This window comes from Brevibacterium sp. CS2 (assembly GCF_005280295.1).
In the GTDB taxonomy this organism is placed as follows: domain Bacteria; phylum Actinomycetota; class Actinomycetes; order Actinomycetales; family Brevibacteriaceae; genus Brevibacterium; species Brevibacterium pityocampae.
Window position 1 is genome coordinate 411,983 of sequence record NZ_CP040020.1, and the last position, 15,897, is coordinate 427,879.

The following is a 15,897-nucleotide window of genomic DNA, read 5'->3' on the forward strand; positions in this document are numbered from 1 at the left end:
CGGCGATTCTGTGACAGCGGAGTGACAGTAAGAAGTCGGAGCTCACTGCTCGCGGGCGAGCCAGTCAGCCATGACCTCGCCAGCCTCATCGAGGCTTCCCGCGTACAGATGAGAGTACGTGTTGAGCGTGACCGTCGGCGACCGGTGGCCCGCCCACCGCGCTACCGTCGTCACCGGGACGCCGGAGTTGATGAGAGCTGAGATCGCGGTGTGTCGGAGGCCGTGCGGAGCCAACGGCCTGAAGTCCTCATCGCCTGCCCGGAGGCCGCGCCACGCGGCCACATCATCATCGTGAGCCTTCTGAACGGTGGCGAGCCGATCCCGCAGCTCCTTGCCGGTGTACTGGTCGGAGAGCTTCGCCTTCGCCTCCCCCAGCCGTTCCCCTGCGGCCTGGATCGCGGCCGGGACGCCGCTGATCGTGGCCTCGTCGGCGTAACCGGTGATGGGCCGCCCCAGCGTCTCCTGTAGCCGCGTGACAGCCGTTCCGACTTCGGCCGATGCGTCCCTCATCGCCTTGGCGAGGGTCGTGTGGGCAATCGGCTTGCCCTTGATGTTGAACACGAGCTGGTCGGCCGGGGGCGTCAACCTCGGCCGGATGAGAGCGAGGACTTCAGCGGTGACCGGGACCGTCCTAGTCTCGTGCGTCTTCGTCGGGCCGTCGATCAGACCGGCCCGACCTCGGAACGAATGACCCTGACCTCGCACGGTACTGAGAGCCTTCGTCACGGTGACAGTCCGGCGGTGGGTGTTGATATCCGCGACCTCGAGTCGCGCCCATTCCTGCCACCGGAGGCCGGTTGTTCCCGCGAAGAGGATGAGGTCGCGCCACCTGGCGAGCGCTTCGGCGTCGGCTAGCCGGTTGAGTTGTCGCGCCGTGAGCGCGTGCTTCGCGGTCTCCCCAGACCCGCCGGGGATGCTCGGCATGTAGTCCCGGCCACCGCCGGGCCGGTAAGCCTGGTTGTCGGGGATCATCTGCTCGCTGACGGCGTAGGCGAGCATCCGAGTGAGCAGTGCGAGCGCGTCGCGTTGACGCTTCACCGACCTCGGCCGATCCCGGCCGGGGGCCGGTTCGGTGGCGAGTTCCTGCGCCCACTCTTCGATCTGCTTGTAGGTGATCCGGTCGAGTAGATGGTGCTCCCATTTCGGTCGGACGAGGTTCTCCCACTGCTCGGCGAGGTCGGCCTGGTTGCGGAGTCCGGTGCGCCGGACTCGCGCCGACGCCCTGAACTGCTCCCAGAGTTCGGCGGTGTTCGTCCGGGAGCCGGAGCCGGCTGTGTTGCGCGGCTTCCTGCCGCTGGTCGTCTTCATCTTCCGCAGCCGGTCCCGCTCGGCTTCGGCCTCGGCCTTGGTGCGGAATCGAGGCCGCTTCCGTCCGCCTGGGCCGGGGTGGAGGAACACGTCTACCTGCCATCGCTTGCCAGCTCGGGCTGTCGGCCCGTGGTCGATGAGTTCGTCTAGCCGCCGCGGGTACTGGGTCGCCATGCGACCAGGGTACAACGGTCCGCGCTGTCACGCTGTCACGCGGAACCAGGCTGAAAACGGAGACTGATCGTGCACAAGCGGAGCGAATGACACTGGTGTAACACACGATCTAGGGGTAGTGTGTTTCATACACGTTCGGGATTGTCAAGCCCTGGCGTGTCGTTCCTTGAAAATCGTATAGAGAGACAGAGGTTAGATGACTGCACCTACAGACCACATGAGTACGGCGGAGGTGTCCGCCGAGTTCGACCGGATGATGGTTGCCAACGGGATCGCCAAGGCGGTTGATGAGCACATCGCCGCCGAGTATATCGGCGTCAAGGTGTCCTGGCTGCGGAACAACCGACGCTCACCGATCACGCCCCCTTATCTTCGCTATGGCGCGAAAACTATCCGATACCACGTAGACGACCTTGACCGGTGGCTCGACGCACAGCGGGTCCAGTGACTGCCACCGACTATGAGAGCGCGGTGCTCGACGCGCTCGACTTCGAACCCGACCTGGACGATGTTCCGTCCGCCGCGCTGGAGGCGCTGGAGCGGGTGCAGAAGATGGGTGCCGGTGACGGCCTCACAGTGCATGACCTCCGGGCCGAGCGCATGGCGATGCTCTCGGCGTCAGCGGCGACTGTGACCGACGGTCAGTTCCGGGTGTTCGTGCAGATGCTATTCGGCGCGAGGATCGACCACGGGTCCGAGCAGTTCGTGTTCGACCGGGGGAACGAGTGGCTGGCCGACGAGTGCGGAGCGAGCATCCGCACGGTGCGCAGACACCTGCGAGACCTCCGGGAGCAGCGGCTGCTCGACCCGGTGCGATACGGAGGATGGCGCGGCGATGCCGCCGAGGTTGGGGTGTGGGCGTTCACGACGCCGGAGGAACGCGACGGCGGCGACCTGTACACGCTCGCTGAGCGGTGGGTCGAGTCGCGTGGTTCGACTGCGACAGCGCACCGCCGCCGCGACTTCGTCGCCGCGATGATGAGCGTCTACGGGTCCGATGTGATCGTGCCGGAGCACCTTCCTGCGGAGGTTCGGACCGCTGGGGATGCGGCCAGGTTCGTCGATCATCTGCGGGTCGTGCACCGCCGATGAGGGCGTGCACGATTTGTCCCCCTCAGTACTTACACCCTCAAACGCGGCCCTGTCTGGGCCGCTATCCAACGGCGAAGAATTGAGCAGGACCGTCAGGTCCGACGCGAACGGGGCGGCCCCGGCGGGGGCCGCTGTGGAACAACAACCACCACCACCGGGCGGCGAGTCAACGCCGCCGCTGACACGGACGCCGCGCAGGCGTCCGACATATACCAGGCCCGCGATGGCGCGGGCAGATTGGGGTGCATTATGACGAAGAAGAGGGCGGCTACTGCCGCCGATCTTGGACAGCTTCTGTTGATCCGCCGTTGCGGATCGTGTGGGGATCGGAGGTCGTTGATCGACTTCCACCGCGACCGGAGCAATCCGCGAGGCCGCGGCTACCGGTGCAAGCCGTGCAACGCCGCCCGATTCCGGGCGGCTGGCCCGGAGCGGTCGTGGTCGTTCAACTACCGTCGCCGCTCCCGCGACGCCGGACACCTGCCGGTCGTCGAGCGGGTTCGTCTTCGTGACCTGATCGAGCGTGATGGCGCAGGCTGTTCGGCCTGCGGCGATGACGAAACGAACTTGCAGCTCGATCACCGGACGCCGGTGGTGATGGGTGGAGAGCACTCGCTCGGTGCTGTTGCGTTGCTGTGCCTCGGCTGCCACCGGGAGAAGAATCGTTCAGACCTGGAGCGGGTGCGCGCCTGGCGCGCTACTGGCCCTGTCCTCCACGTGGTTATGGAGGCCGTGTGACCACCGTAGAAGACATGATTCCCGGCGACTGGTTCGCTTTGGAGGACGACCGGATTGGCCGCGTGTATTTGTGTCTTGCTCGGCCGGTGGAGGTCGGGCGGAGGCGGCACCGACTGACGCCGTCGAATTCGTTCGGCCATAGCACGGACCTCCGCGTCCACCGTGTGACCGTGTGGTCGCACAAGCCGTGCCGACGGCTGTCCGAGGCCGAGGTGGTCGCGGCTCTTCGCGATCTCCGCTCTCGGATGCTCGACCCGGTCGAGATCGAGCGGGAGTGGGTGAGCGCGTGATTCGGTTTGATCGGTCTGTTGTTGTTGATGAGCCGCCGCGTCAGGCGGCAAATAATCAGCAGTTCGTTCGTAGGGGCCGCGTGTGCGCGGCTGTTCGGAAGCGGGGCGATGCGGCGGTGGCGATCCTTGCGGGATCGCACGTCCTCCTCGTCGTGGATCCCGCGGTTGCGGCGGAGTTGGCCGAGGCGATAGCCGAGGCTGTCGGGGAGGCGGTGGCCGCAGATGTTCGTTGAAGCGGCGAGGCATGTTCGGCGGAATCGTCAGTTCGCCTCCGGCGTCGAGGTTGACCCGGCGGTGATGTTCGGCGGGTCGCCGGGGGTTGGGCTCAGGAATCCTGGGACGCGGTTTCTGGTCTTGCTTCCGGTCGCTGACGCCTACCGGTTGGCTGACCTGATCGTGGACGCCGCAGAGCGCGCGTCCGACGCGGCAGGGTTCGTTGAAACCCCGCCTGAGGACGCCAGCAGTGCGGCGTCCGTTATGTACGAGAGTGATAACACTAGCCCGGCATCGTTGCCGGGCGTTGAGTAGGAGATGAAGATGACCGAGAACATCATTGAGAACACCGTTCCGACCATTGAGGACGTCACGACGGGTGCGCCGGCGCGTGCCGCGCTCGCCGAGGTGGAGCAGCGGATTGCTCTGGCGGATCGTGCGGAGGCTGATGTTCGCCGACGCCTGGCCGACGGCGAGGATGTGGGGAAGCGTGAGCTCGCGGATCTCCGCGACGAGCGTGAGGTTCTTGAGCTTCGCGCTGAGGGCCTGCGGGAGAAGGCGGCGGCGGCCGACGAGGCCGACGTTCGCGCCGTGGCTGAGGCGGTCCGGGCGGCTATTGCCGGTGTCCCGGAGGTGCCGGATTCTGATGTGCTGGCCGGTGAGATTGCCGCTGAGGTGGAGGCGCTTATCTCGGAGCGGCTGGCCGAGGCCGCGCCTCTCTTCGAGGCGCATGAGCGCTACCGTGCTGCGGTTCTCCGCCTGGCCAGGTCGGTGCCGCAGCACCGCCTTTCTGCTTACGGGGTCGGGCGGTCGGAGCGTCCGCGGTTCGGCACCGACCCTGGCACGGTGGAGGACGGGGTGTCGGGTGCCCGCCTGGCGCCGGTGACGGCTTCGACGGCCGAGTTCACGGTGCGCCGGGCGGTGTCGAGCGCGGTGAAGCTCCCGCGCCGCTGACTTCTGCCGAGGTCGTCGCTATTGGCTCGGCGAGGGGTGCGCCGGATGCTGGGCGGGGGCGGGGGTAGTGCTGTCGGCCGCCCTGTCACGGTTCGGTAACGGTTGCGGGCACGCGATGGTGTAGCACATATGTCAAGACCCTAAAATGCCCCTTCGCTGTTCTGGGCATGATGAGGCCCCGGTTCCCGCTCGTGCGGGGCCGGGGCCTTCGTCGTCCTGCGGGGTTAGGGTTTCGCGTATCGGCCTCGCCCGGTGAGGGCGGCGTGCAGCGTCTGTCGAGTCACGCCGAGTTCCCTGGCGATCTTGGCTTTGGCGACGCCGAGCGTGACGCGCTCGCGGGCCTGTTCGATCTGTTCGGGGTTGAGTGCCGGGGCCTTCGCGTACTTCCCGGCGGCTTTCGCTAGCGCGATTCCGTCGCGTTGGCGTTCTCTGATGGATTCGCGTTCGAGTTCTGCGAACGCCGCGAAGATCGTCAGCATCGCTTTGCCGACTTTGTCGTTGACGTTGAGGTTCGGTGTGTCCACGAACTCGACGGCGACGCCTTTGTTGTTGAGTTCTTCGACGAGTTCGAGGAGGTCGCGTGTGTTGCGGGCAAGCCGGTCGATGCTCTTGACGCGGATCGTGTCGCCCCGCCTGGCGAACTTCACTAGCGCGTTGAGTTCGGCGCGGTCTTCGCGGTTCTTCCCGGATGCTTTCTCGTCGATGATCTGGTCAACGCCGCGCAGCGCTTCGTGCTGGCGTCCGAGGTTCTGGTCCGTCGTGGAGACTCTGGCGTACCCGTAGATGCGTGAACTCATGTCTTAAACCTGTTTCCGATAGTGGTAAACGACGTTTCTGATGACTTGATACTACGCATGTCCTCGGGAGTGCGTCAACCGACAATCACGGTATGCGTGCTTTTACATGCAGTCACAGGCCCGGACGTGTCCAGAGCGCGGAAAGCTTGGTCGGCCTTCGGCAGACCAATAGAATAGTGCGCTATGAGTGAAATCCAATTCGCGCGATACCGGGAGTACGTCGCGGCCCGCGTTGATGCAAACAATGCGATGATCGCCCTGCTTGCGGGATCACGGCTGTCCGCTCACAGCCTTCAACTCCACAAAGGATCGCCCCACCATCTGCCCGGGCTGTTTCCTTCTGTCGAGGATATCGACCGGTTCAATCTTCTTCCTGACCACGCCTCGGAACTGCTGCTCGACGCCGATGCACACCTTGCAGCCGTTGCGATTCCGTATGCGCTTGCCCTATACGAGGCATTCGTCAAGGAAGCAGTTTCGATGTTGCAGCGCGAGGGGTACAAAGTCGCACGGGATCGTGCTGCCCTCAATGCTGGACGCATGCACCAGACGTTGTATCAAGCGGCAGGAACTCCTGAACCAGCCGACAACGTTTCGCTTTTCCACGTGCTCCGTTGCGCCAGGAACGCACAGATTCATCACGCAGGGAGCATCACCAAAGAGGTGCGCGACTCCATAGCATCACTCAGCTCGGGACAACGCGCAAAGTGGGAGAAACTCACAATGGGCGCGGCCGAGGCCATGTTCGTTGATGGGCAATTGCACTTCACCCTGGGGCACTTGATCGCCGCATTCGCCGTGACCAAAGAAGGCGCGCGTCGGGTTAATGATCTTCTTGAGCAGAAGCTGAGCAGGGAGAGTTGGGCTTCCTACGCAGTCGAGGACTACGCAGAAACGGCAAAGCACCCACGAAACAGCCGCAAATGGAAACAGGGGCTCATCGGATTCGCGCGCTTCCACTACTCCGGACTCCGCCTCACTGAATCCGAACTACAGGACGCTGCACGAGCAGCTGGCGCCTGGACGGCATCGTCTTGGTGAGAAGAAAGAACACGGGGGCTCTGTACCCATTGAGCTACTTCCGGCAAAGCCGGAGCCAGGAGTCGAACCTGGGTCTCCACTGTTTTTGTGCGAACTGAGGTTTTGCTCCTCTAGCCGCCGAACGGCGCCCGCTACCACCCATTATACATTCACGCGGCGGCGAAAAGCGAAGCGGTCGAGGAGAGACGAACTGATACGGTTCTCATATGGGTAATCGCAAGTCCTGCAGCGTTGCTGGCTGCGGAGAACGTCCGGTTGCTCGGGGGCTGTGTCAGCCTCACTACGACAAGTGGCATAAGCACGGCGATCCCCTCTACCAGCGCCCGAAACCGGCTCCCAAGCAGTGTTCGGTTGAGGGGTGCGAGAAGCTGGCTGAGACTCGGTCTCTCTGCTCCCAGCACTACGGCCAGTACAAGCGCGGCACTCTTGGCCGTGTGTTGGGCGAGCGAGAGTGCAGCCAGTGCGGAGAGCCGTTCCAGCCGAAGCGCTCCAACTCCTGGACGTGCGACAAGACAGAGTGCCGGCGACGCCGCCACCGGGAACTTAACAGCGAATCGAAGGCTCGCCGTCCGCTGAAAGAGTACGTGCGCGAATGTGCCGGGTGCGGGACAGAGTTCACAACGACGAGTCGTGCTGTGAAGTACTGCTCTCCGCATTGCCCTGGTCGAGAGAAGAGGGCCTGGGGAGAGTTGCGGAAGGCAGTGGAGTCCAAGGACTACCGGACAATTCTTCGTGTGCTCGAAGAGCGCTCCGACAAGATCGCGTCTGGGTGCTGGGAGTGGCAAGGCGTGGTCGATTCTCGGGGCTATGGTCGGATCGGCTTCAACAGAGCTGGCCAGTTCTTGCCTCACCGCCTGGCCCTGGAAGCCAAACTCGGCAAACCGCTTGGAGAGCTTGTTGCTCACCATGTCTGCGCGAACCCACGGTGCACGAATCCGGACCACCTGGAACCGGTGACGCAAGCACAGAACCTCGGAGAGATGATGGCTCGATCAAACTTCCTCGCTCGGATCAAGGAGCTTGAGGACGCGCTGCGCGAGCTCAATCCGAACCATCCGCTGCTACCGGGGTTCCAGTGACAGAGGTATACCTCGTTGGACGGGCTTGAGAGGCTGCGTCATTGACGCTCGGCAGAACACGTCTAGTCATCCGGAGTCCAGCGCTTAAACGTCTCCGCAAGTGGAGCGGTGAAGCAGTCTTTTCCAAAAGCGGCCGTGATACGGAATGCGCCGCGGTCGCGAGTTGCAAGAGGGTGAATTGGTTCACAGATCCTTATGCTTGGGCCTATGGTCCTCCCGTCCAACCGCCTCCGAAATCAAATAACTGCAGACAAAGAAGCCGCAGGAGAAAATCTGTGGAGCGATTCCGTTGACCATCGAGCGCGTGTCCGGCTCGCCGCTGCATGGCAGTGGGTGAGTAGCCACGAGATGAGTTATGGGACCCATAGAATCGAGCCAAGTGAGGTGAGCTTTCTCCTACGGGTTCACGGTGGCTACGACCTAGGCTCATACTTCGGCTGGGCTGACCTCAAAGCAACTACCGACCGAAAGCTCGTTTTCGACGCACTAGCGGCAGCGCACAAGTCCATAGCCCCTCACGACTACACATCCAGGGCGTTGTTCGAGGGCTTGGTGAATGACATCCTCCGGGAGCACAGAGTTGCTTACAAGTTCGTTGATGGTGATCTTGTGCCGTTCAAGTCGGATGAGCTGTTGCAGGAGGTCGTTGAACCTGCGGTGCGACTGTTGGTGAGTCGCGAGTTCTCGGGAGCGCAGGCCGCATACCTCGCCGCCCTTGAAGAGATAGTCAACGGCGAGCCCGGAAACGCCATCACGGATGCTGGAACCGCGTTGCAGGAAACTCTCCAAGCGCTGGGGTGCGAAGGAGGCGCGTTGGGACCGTTGATCAAGGACGCGAAGAAGCGAGGGCTTCTTGCCGGCCACGACCAAAACCTGGCAGCCGGGGTCACCAAATTTCTTGATTGGGCATCCGCTGACCGCAGTGAACTAGGCGACTCCCACAACCATTCGCATGCCACTCTCGATGACGCATGGCTGATGGTCCATGTGGCAGGCGCACTGATCGTCCGCTTAGCAGCCGAGCCTACTCGTGCCGCCGCAATTGAGAAGCGCAGCCGCTGACGCTTCAATCATTCACTTAGTAAATGACCTCGGTCGGGCCTGTAGAGCTGCACTGTATTCCTGGGCGGGTATACCTCGATTTACTACACGAAGCGTGTGTGTTCTGAGAACAAGGGGGCTGCCCCGGCCCGACTGTCCAACACACCCCCGTTGCTTTCAGAAGTCCTACGTAGCGTGTAGGAATTCGACCGTACAAGCGTGCTGTACGCCCTAGCAGCCACCACCGCGCCCGGCACACCAGCCAGACAACGCCACCACACCACCGGCCAGCGCGGCAGACACACACCGAGGACGCAGAGGGTAGGCAGGGCAGGCAGAGGCCAGGAGGCCGCAGGAGGGCCTGTACGGGCCTGGAGGGCCGCGACGGTGTGCAGGGCTGAGGGGCGGCCCCACGGCCGGCCCAGGCCCCGTAGCGTGCGTCTCAGTGGCATAGGGGTGCCCCATGACCCCCTGCGACGGTCGGGCAGGACCGGTCGTTGACAGCGGCTGAGATTCTGCTCAGGTTTGAAAGCGTGTGAGCGTGCGTTCGGGGTGTTTTAGCCGGGGTTTCGGGGTGGGTGAACCGCCCGGCTGATCGCCGCAAGCGTGGAGCCGGCGAAGCGAGGTCCTAGGAATTTATCGTCCGGACGATAAATTCGGAGTCGTCGAGGCGAGCAAGATCATGGGCCGGTCGGACAACACGATCCGCGCTTACCTCAATGCGTGGAACAACGCTGCCGCGGGCACCGGCGGGCCGGGTGCCCTTGAGCCTCGGACTCTACGATCCGAGGCGACGCCGACGGCCTGTGCGCCCCGTCGTCGGAGTTGCGGCCGGAGGACTTCTTCTCCTACGCCAACTAGCTCGCCCGCCGCCGAGGTCATGGCCCGATCGTTTGTTGCGGAACCGCAGTGCTTCTACACCTGGAACGGTCATCACGTCAAACGAAATCCGCGTTTCCGTGACAGTAGCGTGACAGTGAGATCGTGAAGCAGGCTGAACGCAGGCACCTGCATAACTTGATCTTCGAGTCAAACCCATCGGCCACGATTCGAGATGGTCGAGCGTTTGCCCTGGTCAGGGGTGGTGGTTTGTGGCGGTGAGTGTGGGATTCGAACCCACGGCCCCTGTGGGGGCAACGGTTTTCAAGACCGTCACATTCGGCCGCTCTGTCAACTCACCTCGCACCGGGCGACCGGCCGGGAGACCCCGTCCTGCCTGGCGGTGCACCCCACATTCTGTCACAACCACACACCCGGGCGAGGTGTAGTGACGTCCCCGCTGTGACTTCCCCGCTGGGACACCGGGGCGGACTGTGGGCCGACAGCCGGTGACGTCCCCGCTGTGACGCCGGAGCTCCGATTGCGCCGCCCGGGCTCCGGCGGCTCTCCATCCGCGACGTCCCCGCTGTGACGCCCGGCCGTCCCGGGGCCGTCCACCGGGACCGGATCGTCCCGTCGTCGCCTGCCCGCGACCCGCGCCACAGTTCGGCAACAGTTCATCCGTCGCCGCGGAGGCCGGTGAATCCGCGTCCGGACCACTCGGTAGGCTAGAGCAGGACCCACCGGTCCCGTGAAACCGAGCCTGTCAGGAGACATCCTCAATGCAAGTGTGGCCAGGAACGCCCTACCCTCTCGGTGCGACCTACGACGGTACCGGAACGAACTTCGCGATCTTCTCCGAGCCCGCGGAGAAGGTCGAGCTCTGCCTCTTCGACCAGTGGGGCAACGAGGACCGCATCGAGCTCACGGAGAAGGACGCCTACGTCTGGCACTGCTACCTCCCGCAGGTCGAGCCCGGCCAGCTCTACGGCTACCGCGTCCACGGCCCCTACGATCCGGACCGGGGCCTGCGCTGCAACCCCAACAAGCTCCTCCTCGACCCCTACGCCAAGGCGGTCTCCGGGCAGATCGAGTGGGGCCAGGCGATGTTCTCCTACCCGATGGGCGGCGACGGCACCGGTTACAACGAGGACGACTCCGCGGACTCGATGATGCTCGGCGTCGTCATCAACCCCTACTTCGACTGGCGCGGCGACCAGCATCCCAACCACCCGTACTACCAGTCGGTGATCTACGAGGCGCACCTCAAGGGCCTCACCCAGATGCATCCCGACATCCCCTCGGAGCTGCGCGGCACCTACGCCGGCGTCGCCCACCCGAGCGTCATCAAGCACCTCAAGAAGCTCGGCGTCACCGCCCTCGAGCTCATGCCCGTCCACCAGTTCGTGCAGGACCAGCGCCTCGAGGAGGAGGGCCTGCGCAACTACTGGGGTTACAACACCATCGGCTTCCTCGCCCCGCACAACGAGTACTCCGCCTCCGGCCAGTCCGGCCAGCAGGTGCAGGAGTTCAAGGAGATGGTCCGCGCCCTCCACCACGCGGACATCGAGGTCATCCTCGACGTGGTCTACAACCACACCGCCGAGGGCAACCACATGGGCCCGACGATCTCCCTGCGCGGCATCGACAACACACATTACTACCGTCTCGTCGAGGACGACCGCAAGCACTACATGGACTACACGGGCACCGGCAACACCCTCAACGTCCGGATGCCGCACTCCCTCCAGCTCCTCATGGACTCCCTGCGCTACTGGGTCACGGAGATGCACGTCGACGGCTTCCGCTTCGACCTCGCCGCCGCCCTGGCCCGCGAGTTCTACGACGTCGACCGGCTCTCGACATTCTTCGAGATCATCCAGCAGGATCCCGTGGTGAGCCAGGTCAAGCTCATCGCCGAGCCCTGGGACATCGGCCCCGGCGGCTACCAGGTGGGCAACTTCCCGCCGCTGTGGTCGGAGTGGAACGGCAAGTACCGCGATGTCATCCGCGACTTCTGGCGCGGCGAGCACTCCACGGTGGGCGAGTTCGCCTCGCGCATCTCCGGCTCCGCGGACCTCTATGCGAACTCCGGCCGGCGCCCCTTCGCCTCGGTCAACTTCGTCACCGCCCATGATGGCTTCACCCTGGCCGACCTCGTGTCGTATAACGAGAAGCACAACGAGGCCAACGGCGAGGGCAACCGCGACGGCGAATCCCACAACCGCTCGTGGAACCACGGCGCCGAGGGCGAGACCGACGACCCGCAGGTCCTCGCCCTGCGTGCCCGCCAGCAGCGGAACTTCATCGCCACCCTGGCGCTGAGCCAGGGCGTGCCGATGCTCAGCCACGGCGACGAGCTCGGCCGCACCCAGCACGGCAACAACAACGCCTACTGCCAGGACTCCGAGCTCGCCTGGATCGACTGGGAGAACGCCGACCAGCCGCTCATCGAGTTCACCGCCCGCGTGTTCGAGATCCGCGAGCACCACCCGACGTTCCGCCGCTCCCGGTTCTTCGACGGCCAGGTCGTGCGCTCCGACGTCGACCAGCCCCTGCCGGACCTCGTGTGGCTCAACACCGACGGCGAGGAGATGATCGTCACCGACTGGCACACCTCCTTCGCCCACGCCGTCGGCGTCTACCTCAACGGCAGCGGCATCCAGGGCATGGACAAGCGCGGTCGCCCGATCCGCGACGAGGACTTCCTCGTCTTCTACAACGCCTCCCTCGAGGACGTCGACTTCGTGTTCCCCGGCGAGGACTTCGCCCCCGGCTGGGAGGTCCAGCTCGACACCGCCGGCGAATTCACCGAAGAGGACGTGTTCACCGCCGGGGAGAAGATCACCCTGTGCGGCAAGTCCATGCTCATCCTCAAGGAGGCGAGCACGCAGGAGGAGACTGCGATGACCGTCGAGGCCTCCCTCGCCTCGCGCAGCGCCGCCGGTCAGGCCGCCGCCGACGAGGCGAACGGCCGCACCGGCACCCGCCGGGTCGAGGACCTCGGCGTGCCTGGCCAGGCCGGGGAGAAGGTCCGTCCCGGCTACGAAGAGATCTGAGCGCCGCCCGAGCCCACCCGACCGAGCAGGAGTGAGATTGAGTCAGCGCCCCGCCCCCGTCCCCGCGTCCACCTACCGGTTCCAGCTCACCTCCGACTTCACCCTGTTCGATGCCGCCGAGCAGATCCCCTACCTCGCCGGCCTCGGCATCGACTGGGTGTACCTCTCCCCCGTCCTCGCCGCCGAACCCGGGTCGACCCACGGCTACGACATGGTCGACCCCACCCGGGTCGACGAGGCACGCGGCGGGCGGGCCGGGCTCGAGGCGCTCTCCCGCGCCGCTCACGCCGCCGGCATGGGGGTGCTCGTCGACATCGTCCCCAACCACATGGGCGTCGCCACACCCGTGCACAACCGGTATTGGTGGGATCTGCTGACCTTCGGCGAGGCGTCCCGGTACGCCCACTGGTTCGACGTCGACTGGGCGGCCGGCGCGGACGACACCGCACCGTTCCGCCCCGCCGACGGCTGGACCCGCCCGGCCACCGGCAAGCTCGTCCTCGCCGAGCTCGGTGCTCCCGAGGACCTCGGGAAGCTCGAGATCCGCGAGCACGAGGGCAGCCCCGTGCTGGCCTACTACGACAACCTCTACCCGGTGGCCCCGGGCAGCCTGCAGGACGGGATGACGCCGCAGGAGCTCCACGCGGTGCAGAACTACCGGCTCGTCCACTGGAAGCACGAGGACTGGGGGCTCAACTACCGCCGCTTCTTCTCGATCAAGACCCTCGCCGGGATCCGCGTCGAGGACCCCGCCGTGTTCGCAGCCACCCACCGTGAGATCGCCTCCTGGTTCACCGCGGGCCTGGTCGACGGGCTGCGCATCGACCACATCGACGGGCTCGCCCGGCCCGAGGAGTACCTCGCCCGGCTCACCCACCTCACCGGGGCCTACATCGTGACGGAGAAGATCCTCGCCCTCGAGTCCCGCGGTGCCCGCGAGCTGCTGCCGGCCGGCTGGGCCGAGGCCGGCGCCCGCGGCACCACCGGCTACGAGCTCATCGCCTACATCGACGGTGCGCTCACCGACCGCGCCGGGTTCTTCCACCTCGAGGCCGCCCGCCAGCAGCTGTTCGCGGGCGGTCCGCTGCCCGGTGAAGCGGTCGAGGGGGCGGACGCCGCCGAGGAGCCGGCGGGCCTCGCGGCCGCCGGCCGCCACCTGCAGCGCCACCCCACCTCCGTGCACGGCCTCTTCACCCAGATCGAGCAGGCCGCCAAGACGCACTTCGCGTTCGGCCCGCTGTCCGGGGAGATGCTCCGTCTGGCCCGCGAGCTCAAGGCGATCGGCTGGTTCCACTGCGATGCCCGCTCCCGCGCCGTGATCGGCGCCGACCCGCTCGACATCGGCACCGAGCAGCTCGCCGACGTGTTCGGGATCCTCGCCGCCTCCCTGCCCGTCTACCGCGTCTACCGCCCGGCGCCCACCGACCGCGAGCACTTCCTCGCCCAGCTGTCCGACACCGTCGATACCGTGGACCTGCCGCCGCTGAGCGAGGACGGCCAGATCATCATGCGTGCGCTGTCAGCGATCCGCTCGACGGCCCGCTCCGCGACCGCCTCGGACCGGCTGCTCGCGTACCTCGGCGTCGTCCTCACCACCGCGAACCACCCCACCTTCATCCGGTTCGCCCAGTCCACCGGCGCGATCATGGCCAAGGGTGTGGAGGACACGACCTTCTACCGCTACGCCGCGCTCACCGCGCTCAACGAGGTGGGCGGCCGGCCGGAGGAACCGTTCGAGCCGGCCGCGCTGTGGCAGGAGTTCGAGCGCCGCATGCGCACCACCCCCCACGGCCTCAACTCGCTGAGCACGCACGACACCAAGCGCAGCGAGGACACCCGCGCCCGCATCCTCGCTCTCGCCGAGCTCCCCGGCGAGTTCCTCGCGTTCCTCGCCGCCGCCCGGCAGCGCACCTCCGTGCGCTACCGGCCCGACGAGTCCGACCTCATGGTCACCGCCGGCGCACGGTACGGCGTCAACGCGAGCATCGAGCGCACCAAGGCGCCGCTCGCGGCGGACACCTCGTTCGACATCCTCCTGTGGCAGGCGGTGCTCGGTGCCTGGCCGGCCACCCCGGAGCGGCTCACCGAGTACGCGCTCAAGGCCGCCCGCGAGCAGAGCCTCTACACCTGGTGGACGGACAACCACGAAGAGTTCGAGGACGAGCTGCGCGCCGCCATGGAGGCCACCGAGCAGGATCCCGAGCTCCGCGCCCTCATCGAGGACATGGACGGCCGGATCCGTGCAGCCGGGCACTCGAACGGACTGGTCGCCAAGGCGCTCCAGCTGCTCGCCCCCGGCGTCCCCGACGTCTACCAGGGCACCGAGCTGTGGGACCGCTCGCTCGTCGACCCGGACAACCGGCGCCCGGTGGACTACAGCGAGCGCGGCCGCCACCTCGGCGGCATCGACCGGCTCGATCTCAGCGATGAGGCGGCCTGGGACTCCGGCGCGGTCAAGCTCCTCCTCACCTCCCGCCTGCTCCACCTGCGCACGCGCCTGCGCGAGGTGTTCGTCCCCGACAGCCCGCTGCTCACCGGCCCGCCGGGGCCGGTGGGGCGGACCGGCGCGCAATGGGAGCATGCGCTGGCCGTGCTGTTCGGCGGGCGTGTGCTGCTCGTCGGAACCCGCCTGCCGATCGGCCTGGCAGCGGCCGGCGGGTGGGCCGACACCGCGATCACCATCGCCGCCGAGGACCTCCGACCGCTCGACGAGGACGCCTACCTCGCCCAAGTGCTCGCGGAGACGGATCCCGACCGCTCCGCTGGCGGCCTCCCCGCGGACGACCCCGGGACCAGCGCCGCCGGCACCACCGGTTCTGCGGAGCCCAGCGAGGCCCCCGCGCCCGAGGCGCCCTGCCGCTGGCAGGACGTGCTCACCGGAGCCGAGTACACCGGCACCCGCCTGCAGGTCGCCGAGCTCCTCGACCGCCTGCCCGTCGCCGTCCTCGAACGCGTGGAGTAGACCCATGACGCGATACCCCGGCATCGACGCCACCTTCCATTTCCCCGACTACCCGAGCATCCCGCGCGGGTTCGTGACTGGCTTCGAGGCCGGTTCCGGCGCCGGCATCAACCCGGTCACCGGCAACGACCAGGTCAGCGGCAGGGACCCGGTGTTCCGCGTCTGGGCCCCGGCTCTCGGAACCGTGCGCCTCGCCTGGCGCCTCGCGGACGCGCCCTACGGCACCGACTTCGCCCGCAGCCAGTACCGCGAGGCCCCCGTTCAGGGCGAGGAGCTCGATGCTCTCGGCTTCCGCATCGAGGCGATGGAGACCACGCCCGTCGGCTGGTG

The 15,897-nt window shown here is 66.2% G+C and carries 13 protein-coding genes and 1 tRNA gene; 11 read left to right on the forward strand and 3 right to left on the reverse strand.

The genetic code is table 11. The annotated features are described in order from the left end of the window. Positions 1-42: 42 nt before the first annotated feature. On the reverse strand, positions 43-1,482 hold the full coding sequence (locus FDF13_RS01805) for a tyrosine-type recombinase/integrase (protein WP_137318197.1): 1,440 nt from the start codon (positions 1,480-1,482) through the stop codon (positions 43-45). A gap of 232 nt (positions 1,483-1,714) precedes the next feature. On the opposite strand from FDF13_RS01805, the gene FDF13_RS01810 reads away from it, so the two are divergent. The 6 genes from FDF13_RS01810 (at position 1,715) to FDF13_RS01835 (ending at position 4,769) form a co-directional block, all read left to right on the forward strand. After that, on the forward strand, positions 1,715-1,930 hold the full coding sequence (locus FDF13_RS01810) for a helix-turn-helix domain-containing protein (RefSeq protein ID WP_217494878.1): 216 nt from the start codon (positions 1,715-1,717) through the stop codon (positions 1,928-1,930). A 23-nt stretch (positions 1,931-1,953) separates the two neighbouring features. Beyond that, on the forward strand, positions 1,954-2,574 hold the full coding sequence (locus FDF13_RS01815; protein ID WP_137318198.1) for a hypothetical protein: 621 nt from the start codon (positions 1,954-1,956) through the stop codon (positions 2,572-2,574). 336 nt (positions 2,575-2,910) lie between these two features. Continuing rightward, complete coding sequence (locus FDF13_RS01820) at positions 2,911-3,312, forward strand: HNH endonuclease (RefSeq protein WP_175406805.1); 402 nt, start codon at positions 2,911-2,913, stop codon at positions 3,310-3,312. After that, on the forward strand, positions 3,309-3,602 hold the full coding sequence (locus FDF13_RS01825) for a hypothetical protein (RefSeq protein WP_137318200.1): 294 nt from the start codon (positions 3,309-3,311) through the stop codon (positions 3,600-3,602). Before FDF13_RS01820 ends, FDF13_RS01825 begins: the two co-directional genes overlap by 4 nt. 222 nt (positions 3,603-3,824) lie before the next feature. Beyond that, on the forward strand, positions 3,825-4,130 hold the full coding sequence (locus tag FDF13_RS01830; RefSeq protein WP_137318201.1) for a hypothetical protein: 306 nt from the start codon (positions 3,825-3,827) through the stop codon (positions 4,128-4,130). A gap of 9 nt (positions 4,131-4,139) precedes the next feature. Beyond that, a complete protein-coding gene (locus FDF13_RS01835) occupies positions 4,140-4,769 on the forward strand; it encodes a hypothetical protein (protein WP_137318202.1) in 630 nt (209 codons plus the stop codon). Positions 4,770-4,993: 224 nt separating this feature from the next. On the opposite strand, the gene FDF13_RS01840 is transcribed toward FDF13_RS01835, so the two are convergent. Next, entirely contained in the window at positions 4,994-5,566 is a 573-nt protein-coding gene (locus FDF13_RS01840; protein WP_137318203.1) for a recombinase family protein, read from the reverse strand. Between the two features lie 183 nt (positions 5,567-5,749). Here FDF13_RS01840 and FDF13_RS15085 point away from each other — a divergent pair, with 183 nt between their 5' ends. From FDF13_RS15085 to FDF13_RS01855, 3 genes are all read left to right on the forward strand, one after another. Beyond that, positions 5,750-6,607 (forward strand): hypothetical protein, encoded by an 858-nt coding sequence (locus tag FDF13_RS15085; RefSeq protein WP_247425595.1) that lies wholly within the window; start codon positions 5,750-5,752, stop codon positions 6,605-6,607. A 734-nt stretch (positions 6,608-7,341) separates the two neighbouring features. Then, a complete protein-coding gene (locus tag FDF13_RS14610; protein WP_175406806.1) occupies positions 7,342-7,686 on the forward strand; it encodes an HNH endonuclease in 345 nt (114 codons plus the stop codon). Positions 7,687-8,238: 552 nt separating this feature from the next. Continuing rightward, positions 8,239-8,748, forward strand: coding sequence for a hypothetical protein (locus FDF13_RS01855; RefSeq protein WP_137318205.1), 510 nt, complete (start codon positions 8,239-8,241; stop codon positions 8,746-8,748). Positions 8,749-9,819: 1,071 nt separating this feature from the next. Here FDF13_RS01855 and FDF13_RS01860 read toward each other — a convergent pair. Continuing rightward, positions 9,820-9,907, reverse strand: a tRNA-Ser gene (locus FDF13_RS01860). A gap of 421 nt (positions 9,908-10,328) precedes the next feature. On the opposite strand from FDF13_RS01860, the gene glgX reads away from it, so the two are divergent. Beyond that, entirely contained in the window at positions 10,329-12,605 is a 2,277-nt protein-coding gene (glgX, locus tag FDF13_RS01865; protein WP_137318206.1) for a glycogen debranching protein GlgX, read from the forward strand. Positions 12,606-12,642: 37 nt separating this feature from the next. Continuing rightward, a complete protein-coding gene (locus FDF13_RS14935; RefSeq protein ID WP_217494879.1) occupies positions 12,643-15,567 on the forward strand; it encodes an alpha-amylase family glycosyl hydrolase in 2,925 nt (974 codons plus the stop codon). Positions 15,568-15,897 lie beyond the last annotated feature (330 nt).